We start from the raw sequence: 16,337 nt of genomic DNA, 5'->3' as shown, positions 1-16,337 counted from the left end.
GACCGGTCAGGGCAGGACCTGGACCTGCTCGCCGACCATCAGGTTGTCGTAGAACACGAGCGACGCATCCATGGGCATCCGGATGCAGCCGTGCGACTGGACCGCCGTGTCACCCTGGTGGAACGCGATGCCGGTCGTGGTGAAGTACACCGCGTTCGGCATCGGGCCGTTGTAGGGGACGCTCCAGTCGTTCTTCACCTTGCGCAGCACCGAGAACGTGCCCACCGGGGTCTCGTACCCCGGTTTGCCGTGGCTGATGGTCACCGGCCCGTAGCTCATCTGGCCGTTGAACACCAGCCACGCCTTGTTGGTGTGCTTTTCCAGGCACGCTCCGTTGTGGACGGTGCATCCCGCCTGAGCCTGCGCGGGAACAGCGAAACCGAGGATCAGGAGCACCGTCGCGATCAGAACTCGCATCTCACATCACCCCTCAGTAGTGGAGTTGCCACTATGGGGTGATCTCAATCATGTTTTTATGGAAGTACCTGGACGCGCTCGCCGGGGAAGAGGTTGTTGTAGAAGACCTCGGAGTCGTTCCACGAGAGGCGCACGCAGCCGTGCGACTGGGAGTTCAGGTCGCCCTGGTGGAACGCGATGCCGTCGGCGGTGAAGTAGACGGCGTTGGGCATCGGGCCGTTGTAGGGGACGCTCCAGTCGTTCTTCACCTTGCGGAGCACGGGGAAGGTGCCCACCGGTGTGCCGAAGCCGGGCTTGCCGTGGCTGATCCGCACCGGTCCGTAGCTCGTCACGCCGTTGGTGACGAGCCAGGCCAGGTTCGTGTGCTTCTGCACGCACGCTCCGTTGTGGACGGTGCAGCCGGAGGCGTGCGCGGGTGCCGCGAAGCCAAGCAGCAGCAAGGCCGTGACGGCCAGGAGTCTCATGGTCGATGATCATGAGACCACCTGCACGGTCTCGCCAATCGAGAGGTTCTCGAAGTAGTACCGGGCGGCCTGCGGGTCGAGGTGGATGCAGCCGTGCGACGGGTCGGTCAGCGAACCCTCGTGGAACGCGATGCCGCTCTCGGTGAAGTACGTCGACCACGGCATCGGCGCGTTGTACGGCCGGCTCCACTCGTTCTTCACCTTGCGCAGCACCGGGAAGTCGCCGAGCGGCGTCTCGAAGCCGCGACGCCCGTGCGTGATCTTCGACGGCCCGTGGACGATCTTGTCGCCCCGCACGACCCACGACTGGTTCGTCGACAGCTGGATGCACGCGCCGTCACTGATGCTGCACGGCGTCGGCTTCACGACGGGCGGGGGAGGAGGCGGCGGGGGAGGCGTCTCGGAGGACGAGGGCGGGGGAGCTGTCGAACTGACCGTGGACGACGAAGGTGGTGGCGCCGTGGGGGTTTCCGCCTGCACGGCCCCCTGCGCACACCCCGCCACGGACATCAACGCGACAGCCACGACCAGCATCCTCATCGCGCACCCCCATGCTCGTTCCATCCCTTGCCGAAGTAGACGGCGGGAGGACCACGGGGGTTGCAACGAGGAGGCCCGCCTCCCGTAACGGTTGGGAGACGGGCCTCGGAACGCGCTTACCGGTCTACGTCAGAACCTCAGACGGTGCCGGCGTACTGGCTGATCCACGAGCGGAAGTACGGGACGTCCACGTAGATCGACGGGGCCTGGGCGCAGTTCGCGCCACCGCCGGAGCGGCTGGTCGCGCCGATGAGCTCCCAGCGGCCGTTGACGGACTTCACCTCGGGGCCACCCGAGTCGCCGTAGCAGGCGCCCTTGTTGCCGTCGGTGTTGTTGGTGCAGATCTCCGACGCGGCGCTGATGCCGGAGCAGCGGCTGTCCGAGACGATCGACGTGTTGAGCTCCTGCAGGGTGACCGGAGCACCACAGGCACCGCGGACGGGGCAGGTCTGGCCCCAGCCGATGATGCGCGTGGCCGTGCCGACCGCGCCCGACGACGCCGCCACGGGGGCGGGCGCCTGGCTGACGGACGTGTTGAGCTGCACGAGCGCCAGGTCGGCGGACGGGTGCGTGATGATCCGGGACGCCCCGGTGGTGGTGCCGCCGCTGGTGCGGTTGGTCGTGCCGATCCGGGTGCGGATCGACGACGCGGACGAGCCCTGGACGCAGTGCTTCGCCGTCACGACCCAGTTGGCCTTGATCAGGGTGCCGCCGCAGAAGTGGCTGCCGGAGGTGCTCTGCAGGGAGACCATCCAGGAGTAGACCTGCGTGGCGTTGCCGCCGCCGACGATCATCGGCGAGACGTCGCCGTCGGTGGTCGGAGCCGGAGCCGCGGTGGCCGCGACGGCCGAGGCGAGCAGGGCGCCCGCGGCCACGACGACTGCGGAGAACAACGAACGTGCCCTCATCGTTGAGTGTCCTTTCCTGAACCCGGCGCAGGGTTGCCGGGGTCAGGACGAAAACTAAGGACGAAGGTCACACCGTCACTAGGGTCACTCGTCTGGTCACCGAGCGTTCACAGTTCACAGTGAATGGGACATTTACGGCAGCGGCTGCTGTGCGCCCTCAGGCAGGTCGAAGTCGACCGAGGAGTATTCGCGCAGCTTGTGCAGGCTGTGGAAGCCGTCGATCATGCGCACGGTGCCGGACTTGGACCGCATGACGATCGACTGCGTGGTGCAGCCGCCCGCGCGGTAGTGCACGCCGCGCAGAAGGTCACCATCGGTCACACCCGTCGCGCAGAAGAAGACGTTGTCGCCGCTGACGAGGTCGTTCGTCGTCAGCACGCGCGACAGGTCGTGGCCCGCGCCGATCGCCTTCTCGCGCTCCTCGTCGTCCTTGGGCCACAACCGGCCCTGGATGGCCCCACCGACGCACTTCAGCGCCGCCGCCGCGATGATGCCCTCGGGCGTGCCGCCGATGCCCACGAGCATGTCCACGCCCGACGTCGGCCGCGCCGCCGCGATCGCACCCGCCACGTCGCCGTCGGAGATGAAGTGGATGCGCGCGCCCGCCTGGCGGACCTCCTGCACGATGCCCTCGTGCCGCGGCCGGTCGAGGATGCACACGTTCACGTCGGAGACGTCGCTGTGCTTGGCCTTCGCGACGCGCCGGATGTTCTCGGCGAGCGGCGCGGTGATGTCGATGACGTCGGCCGCCTCCGGGCCCACGGCGAGCTTCTCCATGTAGAACACGGCGGACGGGTCGAACATCGCCCCGCGCTCGGCCACGGCCAGCACCGCCAGCGCGTTCGGCATGCCCTTCGACATCAGCGTGGTGCCGTCGATCGGGTCGACCGCGACGTCGCACTCGGGGCCCTCGCCGTTGCCGACCTCTTCGCCGTTGAACAGCATGGGCGCCTCGTCCTTCTCGCCCTCGCCGATCACCACGACGCCTCTCATCGAGACGGTGTGGATGAGCTTGCGCATCGCGTCGACGGCCGCGCCGTCACCGCCGTTCTTGTCGCCCCGGCCCACCCAGCGGCCCGCGGCCATCGCCGCGGCCTCGGTGACGCGCACGAGCTCCAATGCCAGGTTCCGGTCGGGGGCTTCGCGACGTCGTTCCGCGGGGGTGTTCACCATTGCGCGCCTCCATGCGACTACTCAGCGTGCCGGATTTTGTGATCGGCAACTGAATCCTTGCACGGGATCACGCGTCGGAAACGTCCTCCTCGACGACAGCGAGAGCTGCATCGATTCGCTCACGTGCACCGGCGAGATGCTGCTCACACGTCTTGGCGAGCGCCTCCCCGCGTTCCCACAGCGCGAGGGAGTCCTCCAGCGACAGGCCACCGGCCTCCAGCTTGCGGACCACCTCGACCAGCTCGTCACGGGCGGCTTCGTAACCGAGTGTTTCCGAACTCACGCGGATTGGCTCCTCAGACGGCTCAGCACGGTCGCGACGGCCAGGTCGTAACCGACCAGCGCCTCCGCGAACTCCTCGCCGTCACCCTCTCGCACCGCCTCGTCGATGAGCGCCTCGGCCTCCGCGACGCGCCGGTACTGCACGGTGCCGGCGGTGGCCTCGCTCAGGTCGTGCAACGTCAGGATCAGCGTGCGGCGGCTCGGGGTGTCGCAGTCGCCCACCATCGCCGTCCAGCACTCGGCCGCGGCGCGGTTCGCCGCCTCCGCCTTCGATCGCAGCCCCGTCGCGCACTCGCCGGCCGCCTCCATGGTCAGGGGCAGGAACACGGCATCACGCATCATCGGTACCTCCCCCTTCCGCAGTGGTGACAGTGGCGTGCACTGCTCCGTCAACGACGCGTACCCGCAGTTGTGTTCCGCTCGGCGCGTCCGTCACAGATCGCAGCACGCCGTCCGGACCGTCAGGTGTGACGAGTTGCACAACGGCGTATCCGCGGGCCAGAGTGGCGGCTGGTCCGAGGGTCGTCAAGCGGGCCTTGGTCCCCGACAGGTGGACGTCCTCGCGGTCGAGTCGTTGCGTGACCGCCCGGCGGCCCTGGTCGCGAAACCGCTTCACTTCCTCTGACCTGCGCTCCAGCGGGCCGTGCGGGTCCGAAAGCACTGGTCGGGACCTCAGCGCGTCGAGCAGCCTGCGCTCCCGATCGACCCAGCCGTGCAGCGCGCGCCGGCCGCGGTCGCGCATCTGGCGGACGCGTTCACTCTCTTCGGCGACATCGGGAACCACCCGTTTGCCAGCGTCGGTGGGCGTCGAACACCGCACGTCAGCGACGTGGTCGAGCAGCGGGGTGTCCGGTTCGTGGCCGATCGCGGACATGACCGGCGTGCGGCACTGGGAGACCGCGCGGCACAGCGCCTCGTCGGAGAACGGCAGCAGGTCCTCCACGCTGCCGCCGCCGCGGGCGATGATGATCACGTCGCACTCGGGGTCGCGTTCCAGAGTGGACAGTGCGGTCATCACCTGCGTGACGGCGGTCGGACCCTGCACGGCGACGTTGATGACGCGGAAGTGCGCGCCGGGCCACCGGTTCCGGGCGTTCGTGAGCACGTCCCGCTCGGCCGCCGAGGCGCGACCGGTGATGAGCCCGATCTTGTTCGGCAGGAACGGCGGGCGGCGCTTGCGGCGCGGGTCGAACAGGCCCTCGGCGTGCAGCAGCTTGCGCAGCCGTTCCATGCGCGCCAGCAACTCGCCGATGCCGACGGCGCGGATGTCGTCCGCCCTCAGGCTCAGCGTGCCGCGGTTCGGGTAGAAGCTGATCTTCCCGTGCGCGATCACCCTGCTGCCCTCGGTGAGCTGCAGCTCGCGGACCATCGACGCGTTGGCGGTGATCGACATGGACATGTCGACGCTCGGGTCGCGCAGCGTCAGGAACGCCGTCGAGCTGCGCGCGTTGAGCTGCGTGACCTGGCCCTCGACCCAGACGTCGCCGAGCCGGTTGATCCAGTCGAGCAGCTTGCGGGCGACCGTCCGCACCGGCCACGGGTTCTCCGGCGTGGATTTTCCCTCGGTCACGACTGCGCTTTCACCGTCGCGATCCGGCGGTTGAGCATCCCGACGAACTCAGGCCGCGACTCGTGCGCCTTCTCGTAGCGCAGGAGCTCTTCGAGCTGCTCGACGTCGAGGTTGCGCAGCCGCGCGCGGAGCTGGGCGATCGACAGCTCGTCGTAGGACGGCAGGAACACGGGCACCTCGGCGATGGCGCGTTCCTCCTCCTCCCACGGGTCGTCGGCGGGAGTTTCCTGAGAAGTCGTGACGGGCGTCTCGTCCTCGTCGAAGGTCGCCCACTCCGGTTCTTCCTCGGCGGGGCGCAGTCCGGAGAGGACGTCGTCGCCCTTGATGGCGAGTTCGGTCACATGCTGCTGCACGCGCATCGAGAGCTGCATCGCCTCGCTGACCACCGTCAACGGGAGTCCGGCGAGCTGCTGGGGCAGCCTGCGGGCCTGTTCGAGGGCGGTCACGGCGAGGCCGGCGGCGACGCGGACACCCAGTGGCAGTGGCTTCATGGACCTAAGCCTGCCGCAACCGCGTCTGAAATGCCTAGGACCGGGCCTGGGTACCCTGAGGGCATGCCCAAGCGAGTCCTGTTGGCGAAGCCGCGTGGTTACTGCGCGGGCGTTGATCGTGCCGTCGAGACGGTCGAGCTCGCCCTCGAGAAGTACGGCGCACCTGTCTACGTGCGCAAGGAGATCGTCCACAACAAGTACGTCGTGGAGACGCTGTCCGACCGCGGTGCCATCTTCGTCAACGAGACGGACGAGGTCCCCGAGGGCGCGCTCGTGGTGTTCTCGGCGCACGGCGTGTCGCCGGCCGTCCACGCGGAGGCCGAGCAGCGCTCGCTGCGCACGATCGACGCCACCTGCCCGCTGGTGACGAAGGTCCACAAGGAAGCGGTGCGGTTCGCCAAGGAGGACTACGACATCCTCCTGATCGGCCACGAGGGCCACGAGGAGGTCGAGGGCACCGCCGGTGAGGCGCCGGACCACGTCCAGCTCGTCGACACCGCCGAGGACGCCGCCACCGTCGAGGTGCGCGACCCCTCCAAGGTCATCTGGCTGTCGCAGACGACGCTCTCGGTCGACGAGACCATGGTGCGCGTGCGCCAGCTCAAGGACCGCTTCCCCGAGCTGCAGGACCCGCCGTCCGACGACATCTGCTACGCCACCTCGAACCGCCAGACCGCGGTGAAGACGATGGCGCCGTCGTGCGACCTCGTGCTCGTGGTGGGCTCGAAGAACTCCTCCAACTCCGTGCGGCTGGTCGAGGTGGCGCTGCAGCACGGCGCCAAGGCCTCGTACCTCATCGACTACGCCAAGGAGGTCGACCCGGCGTGGCTCGAGGGCGTCGAGACCGTCGGCGTGACGTCCGGTGCGTCGGTGCCGGACCTGCTGGTGATGGAGCTGCTGAAGTACCTGGAATCGCAGGGGTACGGCGAGGTCGAGGAGATCACCACGGCCAACGAGAAGATCGCGTTCTCGTTGCCGCGTGAGCTCCGCAAGGACCTCGTGCGCTAGAGCCGAGACGTGCGAAGGGCCGCCACCGGGATCGGTGGCGGCCCTTCGGGCGTTCCGGGGCTTGTCAGCGGTCGTCGCGCGGCGGGCGGGGCCTGCGCTGGCCGGCCGGGCGTTCGCCGCGGGCACCGTCCGGGCGCGGGCGGCGGGCGGGCGCGCCCTCGGGACGCGGACGACGCGCAGGGGCCCCCTCAGCGCGTTCCGGGCGGGGGCGGCGCGGGCGCTCCTCTTCCTCCACCGGCTCCTCGCGGGGCCTGCGGACGGGCTTGGAGCGCCCCTTGACCTCCGCCTTGGCCTCGCGGAGCTCGTCCTTGGACGGCCGGTTCGGGTTCTTCTGCAGGAAGATCCGCAGGATGCCGAGGCCGACCGTGACGGCGGTGGTGACGGCCATGACCGGGAAGCTGTCGATGAGCGGCTTGCCCAGGCCCAGCGCCATGGCGGACAGGCCCGCCTTCTGGACGCCGCCGGTGAGCAGCACCAGGATCGGCACCGTGGCGGCGAGGACCAGCGGCGGCTGCACCATGGGCCCGAACAGGCTGCGGCGCTGCACCAGCAGGATCGCGGCCAGCGCGCCGAGGAAGAACACGACGTTGAACGTCCAGCCGACGGTCTTGCTGGAGTTGATGTCGATGAACGCGCCGATGAACGCCGGGACCAGGGCAGCGAGGATCGCGGCCCACCACGGGATGCCCTTGAACTCGCCGAAGATGGCCCGGTAGTTCCACGGAACCGCGTCGTAGTCTTCGAGGTCGTCGTCGAAGGCTGCTGAACGCTCGCGCAACTCACTCACGAGGCACACGGTAGCCGTTCGGCCATTCGGTGTTCGTCAGTCCGCAGCTTTCTCACCCAGAAGCAACCTGCGGGCACGCTGAGTGCGTTCTATGCGGACTGTTCGTCCGCCCTTCGGACCAACGGGAGGGGTGTAGGAGTGGCGGAGGCGTCCGTCAGGGGCTCCACGCTCGCCCGGAAACCCTCCAGCGCCTCGAGCTCCCGGCGCCGCGCGCTCAGGAAGCGCTGCAGGTGCGTGGTGGAGAGGTTGACCGCCTCGATGGCGCTGTCGGCCGCCCGGTTCGCGCGGCCCGCGGACAGCCTGACCTGCTCGACGTCCTCGGCCAGCGCGCGTTCGGTGACCGCGAACATGGCGCTGGAGGCGATCACGGCGAACCCCGTCGGGCCGCACAGGAACACGCGGCGGTCGAGCAGCCAGCGCAGCAGTTCGGGGTCGGTGTCTAGGGCGGCGACGACCGCGCCGTCGTTGGGGACGAACATGATCGTGCCGTAGATGGCGTCGGCCCAGCGCTGGTAGCCCTTGCCGGCCAGTTCGGCGGCACGCGAACGGATGTTGCGGACGTGCACGCGCAACGCGTCCTGGCGTTCCTGCGGGTCGTCCGTCTCGACGGCCTCGGCCCAGGTGGCCATGGACATCTTCGAGTCGACCGGGACCGCGCGGCCGCCGCCGACGTTCAGCACCATGTCCGGCCGGACCGCGCCGCCGCCCGCCACGTCCGTCTGGAGCGTGTAGTGGAGGTTTTCCCTCAGGCCGAGGGCGCGCGCCGTTTCGACGAGCACCTGTTCGCCGAGTTCACCACGACCTGAGACGCTGGAGAACGCCACTTCGTAGCGTTGCAAAGCTTGCTGCTGCGTGTCGTAGCGCGCGCGTTCGACGTTGATGGCGGCTAGCGCCTCGTCGGTGCGCCGGACGCTGTCCTGGTACAGGCGCCAGACGAACAGCAGCGCCCCGGCGCTGACGAGCGCCAGGACGATCAGGGCGGTGATGATCACTGCGGTCACGGCACCGATGATGCTCCTCCAGAGATGTTGAACTCGATCGGGTGACACGCCGGGAACCCTCCCGGAGATTTGTCGGACCCCGTCTCTACGGTTGGGGCCATGCGGATCCTGCACACCTCCGACTGGCACGTGGGGCGCACCTTCCACGGCCGCGACCTGCTCGTGGAGCAGGAGTCGGTGCTGAGCGGCCTCGCTGACCTGGTGTCCACCGAGAAGGTCGACGTCGTGGTCATCTCCGGCGACCTGTACGACCGGGCGGTGCCCTCGGCCGACGCGGTGGCGTTGTGCGCGCGGGTGCTGATGCGGATCAGGGCGGCCGGGGCGCGGATCGTGATCACGCCCGGCAACCACGACTCGGCGGCCCGCATCGGCGTGTTCGGCGAGTTCGCGGCGGCGGGCGGGCTGTACCTGCGCACGCAGATCTCGTTGCTGGACAAGCCGGTCGAGCTGGAGGACGAGCACGGGCCGGTCGCCGTGTACGGGATCCCGTTCCTGGAGCCCGAACCGGCGCGGCACGCGCTGGGCGTGGCGGACAAGGGGCACGCGCCCGTGCTCGGTGAGGCGATGCGGCGGATTCGCGCCGACCTGGCATCGCGCGAGGCGCGGTCCGTGGTGCTGGCGCACGCCTTCGTGACGGGCGGGGCGCCGTCGGAGTCCGAGCGCACCATCGCGGTCGGCGGTGTGCAGGACGTGTCGATGCAGGTGTTCGCGGGCGTCGACTACGTGGCCCTGGGGCACCTGCACGGCCCGCAGACGCTGGCGGAGAACCTGAGGTACTCGGGGAGTCCGCTGGCGTACTCGTTCTCCGAGGCACGGCACCGCAAGTCGGTGTGGCTGGTCGAGCTGGACTCCGGCGGGCTCGTCGGCGTGGAGCGGCGGGATCTGCCCGTGCCGCGGCAGTTGGCGGTGGTCTCCGGGATGCTGGCCGACGTGCTGGAGGACCCGGCGCACACACCGCTGGAAGACCACTTCCTGTCGGTCGTGCTGACGGACCAGGTGCGGCCGATGGACGCGTTGCGGCAGCTGCAGAAGCGGTTCGAGCACGCGGTGCACGTCGAGTGGCGGCCGGAGCAGGGCCCGCAGCACGACATGACGTACGCGGAACGGGTGCGCGGCCGCACGGACGAGGAAGTGGCCTGCTGCTTCGTGTCCGACGCGCGCGGCTCCGAACCGACGGTCGCGGAGATGGCGTTGTTGCGTGAGGCTTTCGCGTCGGTGGCGAGGGAGCAGGAGCAATGAGACTGCACCGCCTGGAGCTCACGGCGTTCGGGCCCTACCCGTCGCCCGAGGCCGTCGACTTCGACGAGCTGGGCGCGGACGGGTTGTTCCTGCTGCACGGCGACACGGGCGCGGGCAAGACGACGCTGCTCGACGCGGTGGCGTTCGCGCTGTTCGGCCGGGTGCCGGGCGCGCGCGGCGACGTGAAGAAGCTGCGGTGCGAGTACGCCGATCCCGAGGTGCCGACGGAGGTGTCGCTGGAGCTGACCGTGCAGTCGCGGCGGTTCCGGATCGTGCGCTCGCCGGAGTTCGACCGCCCGAAGAAGCGCGGCGGCGGCTTCACCACCCAGCCCGCGAAGTGCTCGCTGACCTGGCTCGAGGGCTGGGACGGCGAGGGCATCACGCGCATCGACGACGTGGCGCGCGCGGTCGAGGACATGCTGGGCATGTCGTACGAGCAGTTCTTCCAGGTCGTGCTGCTGCCGCAGGGGGAGTTCGCGAAGTTCCTGCGCTCGGACACGGCCGAGCGCGAGGTGTTGCTGGAGAAGCTCTTCGGCACCGAGCGGTTCCTCGACGTCGAGAAGTGGTTCCGCGACAGGCGCGTGGCCGCCTGGCGCGTGCTGGAGGAACGCCGCCAGGGCGCCTCCCGTCTCGTGCAGCGCGTGGCGGAGGCGGCCGGCGAGGAACCCTCGGACGAGCCGGGCTGGCTGGAGTCGGTGCTGGAGCGGCTGTCCCTGGCCGTGGGGGAGGCCGAGGCGCTGTCGGAGGAGACGGCGGGGGTGGCCGACGGCGCGCAGGTCCTGCTGGACCAGGCCCGCGTGCAGGCCGACCAGCTGCGCCGCGTGCGCGAGGCCCGCGAGCTGCTGGCCCGCGTCGAGGCGGCCGACTCGGCGTCGTGGTTCGCCGAACGCGACGCGGCCCGCCGCGCGATCCCCGTCGTGCCGGCCCACGCCGAGATCGCGAAGCTCCAGCAGTCCTACGAGTTCGCGGTGCGCGACGAGACGCGGGCCGCGGAAGCGTTGGCGCGCTTGGGGTACGAGGGTTCGTCGTTGCGCGAGGACGCCGAACGCCACCGCGAGGAGGCGGGCGGTCTGGGCGAGCTGGCGGCCGAGGCCGAACGCCAGCAGGCCGACGTGCGCCGTCTGTCGGAGCTGAAGAACTCCTCGCACCAGGTCGAACGCCGGTTGCTCGCGCTGAACGCCGAGCTGGACGTCCTGCCGGAGCGGCTGGCCCGGTGCCGCGCCCAGCTCGACGCCGCCGTCGAGGCGTCCGCCCGCCTGGAGTCGCTCAAGGCCCGCGCCGACGCGGCCGAGGCGTTGCCGGGGGCGGCGAAGGCGCTGGAGCGCACCAAGAACGAGCTGCACCAGGCGATCGACGTGCACCAGAAGGCCAAGGACGTCCTGCAGCAGGTCCGCCACCAGCGCCTGGAGAACATGGCGATCGAGCTGGCCGCGGCGTTGAAACGCGGCAAGCCCTGCGCCGTCTGCGGTTCCCCGAGCCACCCCGCGCCCGCCCAGCCGATGCTGGGCGGCGTCGACGCGACGGACGAGGAGGAGGCCGCCCGCGACGAGCAGGCCGCCCTGGACCGCCGCAACGAGGCCGAACGGGCCGCCCACGCCGCCGAGCTGCGCATCCAGGCCTGCTGGGAGGCGCTGGGGTCCGAAGAACCGGCCGTCGCGCTGTCCGAGTACCGCGCCGCGGCGGAGCTCGCCCGCACCCGGTCGCAGCGGCAGACCGAGTTCGTCGGCCTCGAAGCCAAGACCCGTGACCTGGGAGCCGAGAAGGCCCGCGTCGAACAGGACCTGGTCGGCCTGCACACCGAACACAAGTCGCTCGTGACGGTCGTCGAGGAGCGCGGCGCCCGCCTCGACAAGGCCCGCGGCGAGCACGAGGACGTCCTGACCCGCCGCGACCACCTCCTGCGCCTCGCGAAGGCCCTGGTGGAGCTGGACGAACGCCGCAACGCCCGCGACAGCGCGCTGGCCCGCGTGCGGGAGCAGCAGGCCTCGGTCGCCGCGCTGGCCGCCGAAGCGGGCTTCCCGGACGTGGACGCCGCCCTGGCCGCGCACCGCCCGGCGATCAAGCTGGAGGCGCTGGACGACCGCATCGCGAAGTGGGAACGAGCCCGCGCCTCGGCCCTCGCGACGCTGGAGGAGCTGGCCGGGATCGACCCCGAGGACGAGGTCGACCTGAACGAGGTGACGGCGCAGGCCTCCACCGCCCGTGCGGCCGCCTCCTCCGCCGCGACGGGCCTGGCGCGCGCCCGAGCGGCTCTGGAGCGCGTGAGCGAGCTGGCATCGCGCCTGCGGGCCGAGCGGAAGTCCCTGGAGCCGCTGGAGGCCACCTACGCCGAGCTGGACGCGCTGACCGACGTGATCAACGGCCGCGGCCAGAACTCGAAGAAGATGACGCTGCGCTCGTACGTGCTGGCGGCCCGGCTGGAGGAGGTCGCCGTGGCGGCGTCGGCCCGGCTGCACCGGATGAGCCAGGGCCGGTACAGCTTCGTGCACTCCGACTCGGCCGGTGCCCGCGGCACGCGCGGCGGCCTGAGCCTCGACGTGCTGGACGACTACTCCGGCCGCTCCCGCCCCGCCAAGACGCTGTCGGGCGGCGAGTCGTTCCTGGCGTCGCTGTCGCTCGCGCTGGGGCTCGCGGACGTGGTGGCGAACGAGACCGGTGGGGCGCTGCTCGACACCCTGTTCGTCGACGAGGGGTTCGGCACGCTCGACTCGGACACGCTGGACATCGTCATGAACACGCTGGACGAGTTGCGGGCCGGTGGCCGCGTGGTCGGGCTGGTGTCGCACGTGGAGGAGCTGCGGCAGCGCATCCCCACCCGGCTGCGGGTGCGCAAGGCCCGGACCGGGTCGACGCTGGAGATGTCACTGGGCTGATCGGCGTCTACCCTCGGCGCGTGCTGTCCCACGTGGAGATCACCGCGCGCGTCGAGCTCACCGAGGCCGCCCACTTCTGGTGGGCGAACAGGATCGAGTACTCGCACGACTGCTTCGTGTGCCGCCGGACCGGCCGGACCGTCACCGTGCACCACGGGGCCGCGCACGGCGTGTGCCAGTCGGCGCAGAGGCCGCTGGAGTGGCAGGCTGGGCCGGACGAGGCGGGGGACGGCGCGGTGGCCGGGGGCGATCCCGCGGTGCCCCCGGGAAGCCACCCCGCCCCGATCCGCATCACCGGCTTCGACGCCGTCGGAAGCCGCGACGACAACACGCTGCGCTGCCGGTTGTCGTTCTGGTGGTCGCCGTTCGCCGACGTGGAGCGCCCGCAGGCCCGGGGCGGTGAGCTGGGCACCGGCCCGTGGGTCCGGCTGTTCTACCGCGTCGGCTGCCACGCCTGCCGCGACGCCGGCGAGGACCAGTGGTTCAACGGGGAGCAGTCCCTGCAGACCAACGCGGTCTGGCCGGTCGCCAGGCCGTGCCGCAAGTGCGGCACGGACCTCGTCACCATGACCGAGCCACCGGAGATCCGGCTCGTCGGCTAGCCCTCGTGGGCGAGCAGCCAGCGCTTGACGTCGAGGCCCCAGCGGAAGCCGCCCAGGTCGCCGCCGAGCCGGATCACGCGGTGGCACGGGACGAACAGCGCCACCGAGTTGCGCGCGCAGGCCGAGGCCGCCGCCCTGATCGCCGCCGGGCGGCCGGAGAGCTCCGCGTACTCGGTGTAGGTGACCGGTTCGCCGGCGCGGACCGTGCGCAGGACGTCCCACGCGTGCTGCAGGAACGGGCCCGACCTCTGGCGGACCGGGATCGTGTCGATCGCCGTCAGGTCGCCCTCGTGGTAGGCGATCGCGGCCTTGGTGACGTCGCCCAGGTCCGGCCGGGGCGTGATCTCCGACGGCATGAGGGTGGCGTGAATCTGGGGCGTCAGCAGGGCCAGGTCGGCGGTCCAGCCGCTCGCCAGCACCGCCCCGTCCGGCGCGACGACCGACGTGAACGGGCCCGCCGGGGTGTCCACAGTGGACGTGTGCGCGACGCTCATGATGTTGCTGCCTTCCTAGTCAGGTGTGCTCCGGCGTAGGAGCGCCACGGCCGCCACTCGGGGCCGTGGGAAGCCAGGTGTCGTGCGGTCTCGGGGAGTACGAGCACGTCCGGTGCGCCCAGCACCCGCATGGCCACCTCGTCGGCCACTTCCGCGCCCACGAGGTGTGCGAGCTCTTCGGTCAGGTCCTCGATCGAGCGGCCCACGTCGACGACGAGTCTCCCGCTCGCGAGCGCCTCGGTGACAGGGTGGTCCCCGGCCGAGTAGAGGTGGGTCAGCGCACCGTCCGGGACCCGCAGCGGCACGCCCTCGAACGGCGCCACCAGCCGCAGCAGCGTCTCGGCGCCGTCGACGCTGCCCGCCACCCGGACCCCGGGCACCGCGCGGACCAGCGGGCCCATCACCGGGTCGGCGCCGAGGAACGTGTCCACGGCCACCGGGTCGGCGTCGAGGTCCAGCAGCCGTCTCACACGGGACACGGCCGCGCCCAGGTCACGCACGTCGGCGAGGCGCAGCGAGCACAGGACGTGGTCCGCCGGGAACGTCAGGCGGACCGTCGCCTCGCCGTGCGGCAACGACATGGTGCGCGCGTAGGAGTCGTCGGTGACCTCCTCGACGCCGGGCAGCGCGTGCGCCCGGAAGTACGTGAGCAGGCCCTCCGCGTCGAACGGCGCGCGGTACGGCAGGCGCAGGACGATCCGCCCCGGCGTGCCGACCGGTGCCTTGCCGCGGCCGCGCATGTCGGACGGCGTCGAGGCGAACACCATGCGGATCGTGTCGTTGAACTGCCGCACCGACGCGAAGCCCGCGGCGAACGCGATGTCGGCGAACGGCAGTTCGGTCGTCTCGATCAGCAGGCGGGCGGCGTGCGCCCGGTGCGCGCGGGCCAGTGCCAGCGGGCCGGCGCCCAGTTCGGCGGTCAGCACGCGGGTGAGGTGGCGTTCCGAGTAGCCGAGCTTCGACGCGAGACCGCTCACGCCGTCCCGTTCCACGACTCCGTCGCTGATCAGGCGCATCGCCCGGCCCGCCAGGTCCGCGCGGAGGTTCCACTCGGGGGAGCCGGGGGTCGCGTCCGGCAGGCAGCGGCGGCAGGCGCGGAACCCCGCCGACTGGGCCGCCGCGGCCGTCAGGAAGAACCGGCTGTTGCGGCGCTTCGGGGTCACCGCGGGGCACGAGGGCCGGCAGTAGATGCCCGTCGTGCGGACCGCGTGGATGAAGCACCCGTCGAAACGGGCGTCACGTGCGGAGCACACCCGGTACGCGTGTTCTTCGTCGATGACCATGCAGGCGATCCTGCCAGCGGGAACGGTCAATGGCTCGCGGGAATCGGACACGACCGTCGCCTGCCGTAGACTCGCTTCCCGTGAGTTTGACCCTCGGTATCGTCGGCCTGCCCAACGTCGGCAAGTCCACCCTGTTCAATGCGCTGACGCGCAACGACGTGCTCGCCGCGAACTACCCGTTCGCGACCATCGAGCCGAACGTGGGCGTCGTGCCGCTGCCGGACGCGCGCCTCACCAAGCTCGCGGAGATCTTCGGCTCCGAACGCGAGGTGCCCGCCGTCGTGTCGTTCGTCGACATCGCGGGCATCGTCAAGGGCGCGTCGGAGGGCGAGGGCCTCGGCAACAAGTTCCTCGCGAACATCCGCGAGGCGAACGCGATCTGCCAGGTCATCCGCGTCTTCGACGACCCGGACGTCGTGCACGTCGACGGCCGCGTCGACCCGTCGAGCGACATCGAGACGATCAACACCGAGCTGATCCTCGCGGACCTCCAGACCCTCGAGAAGGCCATCCCGCGCATCGAGAAGGAGGCGCGGATGCAGAAGGACCGCCGCGCCGCCCTCGAGAACGCCAAGAAGGCCAAGGACATCCTGGACTCCGGCCGCACCCTGTTCTCGGCGCAGTCCGAAGTGGACGGAGAGCTGCTGCGCGAGCTCTCCCTGCTCACCACCAAGCCGTTCCTCTACGTCTTCAACGCCGACGAGGGCGTCCTGAGCGACGAGGCCCGCGTGAAGGAACTGCGCGAGCTCGTCGCCCCGGCCGACGCCGTCTTCCTCGACGCCAAGGTCGAGTCGGAGCTCCTCGAGCTCGACGAGGCGGAGGCCCTGGAGCTGCTGGAGTCGATCGGCCAGACCGAGCCGGGCCTGCACGCCCTGGCCCGTGCCGGCTTCCACACCCTCGGCCTGCAGACCTACCTCACGGCGGGCCCGAAGGAGGCGCGCGCCTGGACGATCCCGCAGGGCGCCACCGCCCCGCAGGCCGCCGGCGTGATCCACACGGACTTCGAGAAGGGCTTCATCAAGGCCGAGGTCGTGTCGTTCGACGACCTGGTCGCCTCGGGCTCGAAGGCCGACGCGAAGGCGGCGGGCAAGGTCCGCATGGAGGGCAAGGACTACGTGATGGCGGACGGCGACGTGGTGGAGTTCCGCTTCAACGTCTGAGGTGCGCAAGGTGGTGCCGGGTCCGAGGGTGGCCCGGCATCGGCG

18 protein-coding genes are annotated in these 16,337 nt (G+C 70.7%); 5 read left to right on the top strand and 13 right to left on the bottom strand.

Going from position 1 to position 16,337, the window contains the following annotated elements; genetic code table 11:
* Nucleotides 1–6 precede the first annotated feature (6 nt).
* From ND450_RS27965 to ND450_RS27925, 9 genes are all read right to left on the bottom strand, one after another.
* Nucleotides 7–417: a L,D-transpeptidase gene (locus ND450_RS27965; protein ID WP_253321543.1), complete on the bottom strand. Its 411-nt coding sequence runs from the start codon at nt 415–417 to the stop codon at nt 7–9.
* Nucleotides 418–473: 56 nt separating this feature from the next.
* Nucleotides 474–881, bottom strand: a complete 408-nt coding sequence (locus ND450_RS27960) for a L,D-transpeptidase (RefSeq protein WP_253321542.1) — start codon at nt 879–881, stop codon at nt 474–476.
* A 9-nt stretch (nt 882–890) separates the two neighbouring features.
* Nucleotides 891–1,406, bottom strand: coding sequence for a L,D-transpeptidase (locus ND450_RS27955; RefSeq protein WP_253321541.1), 516 nt, complete (start codon nt 1,404–1,406; stop codon nt 891–893).
* 152 nt (nt 1,407–1,558) lie between these two features.
* On the bottom strand, nt 1,559–2,329 hold the full coding sequence (locus ND450_RS27950; RefSeq protein WP_253321540.1) for a trypsin-like serine protease: 771 nt from the start codon (nt 2,327–2,329) through the stop codon (nt 1,559–1,561).
* A 132-nt stretch (nt 2,330–2,461) separates the two neighbouring features.
* Entirely contained in the window at nt 2,462–3,502 is a 1,041-nt protein-coding gene (glpX, locus tag ND450_RS27945) for a class II fructose-bisphosphatase (RefSeq protein WP_089909565.1), read from the bottom strand.
* Nucleotides 3,503–3,569: 67 nt separating this feature from the next.
* Nucleotides 3,570–3,785: an exodeoxyribonuclease VII small subunit gene (locus ND450_RS27940; RefSeq protein ID WP_090099824.1), complete on the bottom strand. Its 216-nt coding sequence runs from the start codon at nt 3,783–3,785 to the stop codon at nt 3,570–3,572.
* A complete protein-coding gene (locus tag ND450_RS27935) occupies nt 3,782–4,126 on the bottom strand; it encodes a sugar ABC transporter substrate-binding protein (RefSeq protein WP_253321539.1) in 345 nt (114 codons plus the stop codon). The genes ND450_RS27940 and ND450_RS27935 overlap by 4 nt, the downstream gene beginning before the upstream one ends.
* On the bottom strand, nt 4,116–5,354 hold the full coding sequence (xseA, locus tag ND450_RS27930; protein ID WP_253321538.1) for an exodeoxyribonuclease VII large subunit: 1,239 nt from the start codon (nt 5,352–5,354) through the stop codon (nt 4,116–4,118). Before xseA ends, ND450_RS27935 begins: the two co-directional genes overlap by 11 nt.
* Nucleotides 5,351–5,845, bottom strand: coding sequence for a lipid droplet-associated protein (locus ND450_RS27925; RefSeq protein WP_253321537.1), 495 nt, complete (start codon nt 5,843–5,845; stop codon nt 5,351–5,353). Before ND450_RS27925 ends, xseA begins: the two co-directional genes overlap by 4 nt.
* 63 nt (nt 5,846–5,908) lie before the next feature.
* Between ND450_RS27925 and ND450_RS27920 the strand changes: the two genes are divergently transcribed.
* Nucleotides 5,909–6,853, top strand: coding sequence for a 4-hydroxy-3-methylbut-2-enyl diphosphate reductase (locus tag ND450_RS27920; protein WP_253321536.1), 945 nt, complete (start codon nt 5,909–5,911; stop codon nt 6,851–6,853).
* Nucleotides 6,854–6,917: 64 nt separating this feature from the next.
* Here the strand turns inward: ND450_RS27920 and ND450_RS27915 are convergent, their stop codons facing one another.
* Nucleotides 6,918–7,640, bottom strand: a complete 723-nt coding sequence (locus tag ND450_RS27915) for a DUF6542 domain-containing protein (RefSeq protein WP_253321535.1) — start codon at nt 7,638–7,640, stop codon at nt 6,918–6,920.
* An 89-nt stretch (nt 7,641–7,729) separates the two neighbouring features.
* A complete protein-coding gene (locus tag ND450_RS27910) occupies nt 7,730–8,641 on the bottom strand; it encodes a DNA recombination protein RmuC (protein WP_089909587.1) in 912 nt (303 codons plus the stop codon).
* Nucleotides 8,642–8,740: 99 nt separating this feature from the next.
* On the opposite strand from ND450_RS27910, the gene ND450_RS27905 reads away from it, so the two are divergent.
* From ND450_RS27905 to ND450_RS27895, 3 genes are read left to right on the top strand one after another with little or no spacing between them, the layout of a single operon-like run.
* Complete coding sequence (locus ND450_RS27905) at nt 8,741–9,880, top strand: exonuclease SbcCD subunit D (protein ID WP_253321534.1); 1,140 nt, start codon at nt 8,741–8,743, stop codon at nt 9,878–9,880.
* Nucleotides 9,877–12,753, top strand: coding sequence for an AAA family ATPase (locus ND450_RS27900; RefSeq protein ID WP_253321533.1), 2,877 nt, complete (start codon nt 9,877–9,879; stop codon nt 12,751–12,753). The genes ND450_RS27905 and ND450_RS27900 overlap by 4 nt, the downstream gene beginning before the upstream one ends.
* A 20-nt stretch (nt 12,754–12,773) precedes the next feature.
* Nucleotides 12,774–13,355 carry a hypothetical protein gene (locus ND450_RS27895; RefSeq protein WP_253321532.1) on the top strand — a complete coding sequence of 194 codons (582 nt, stop codon included), beginning with the start codon at nt 12,774–12,776 and terminating at the stop codon, nt 13,353–13,355.
* On the opposite strand, the gene ND450_RS27890 is transcribed toward ND450_RS27895, so the two are convergent.
* A complete protein-coding gene (locus ND450_RS27890) occupies nt 13,352–13,849 on the bottom strand; it encodes a methylated-DNA--[protein]-cysteine S-methyltransferase (protein ID WP_253321531.1) in 498 nt (165 codons plus the stop codon). The two genes, ND450_RS27895 and ND450_RS27890, sit on opposite strands and share 4 nt — an antisense overlap.
* Complete coding sequence (locus ND450_RS27885) at nt 13,846–15,132, bottom strand: bifunctional transcriptional activator/DNA repair enzyme AdaA (RefSeq protein WP_253321530.1); 1,287 nt, start codon at nt 15,130–15,132, stop codon at nt 13,846–13,848. The genes ND450_RS27890 and ND450_RS27885 overlap by 4 nt, the downstream gene beginning before the upstream one ends.
* Before the next feature lie 80 nt (nt 15,133–15,212).
* Here ND450_RS27885 and ychF point away from each other — a divergent pair, with 80 nt between their 5' ends.
* Nucleotides 15,213–16,292, top strand: coding sequence for a redox-regulated ATPase YchF (gene ychF / locus ND450_RS27880; protein WP_253321529.1), 1,080 nt, complete (start codon nt 15,213–15,215; stop codon nt 16,290–16,292).
* Nucleotides 16,293–16,337: the final 45 nt, after the last annotated feature.

The organism is Lentzea sp. HUAS12 (genome assembly GCF_024125735.1).
Classification (GTDB): domain Bacteria; phylum Actinomycetota; class Actinomycetes; order Mycobacteriales; family Pseudonocardiaceae; genus Lentzea; species Lentzea albida.
Note: the sequence above shows the minus strand (reverse complement) of the source record. Positions and strands in the feature narration are given on the sequence as shown.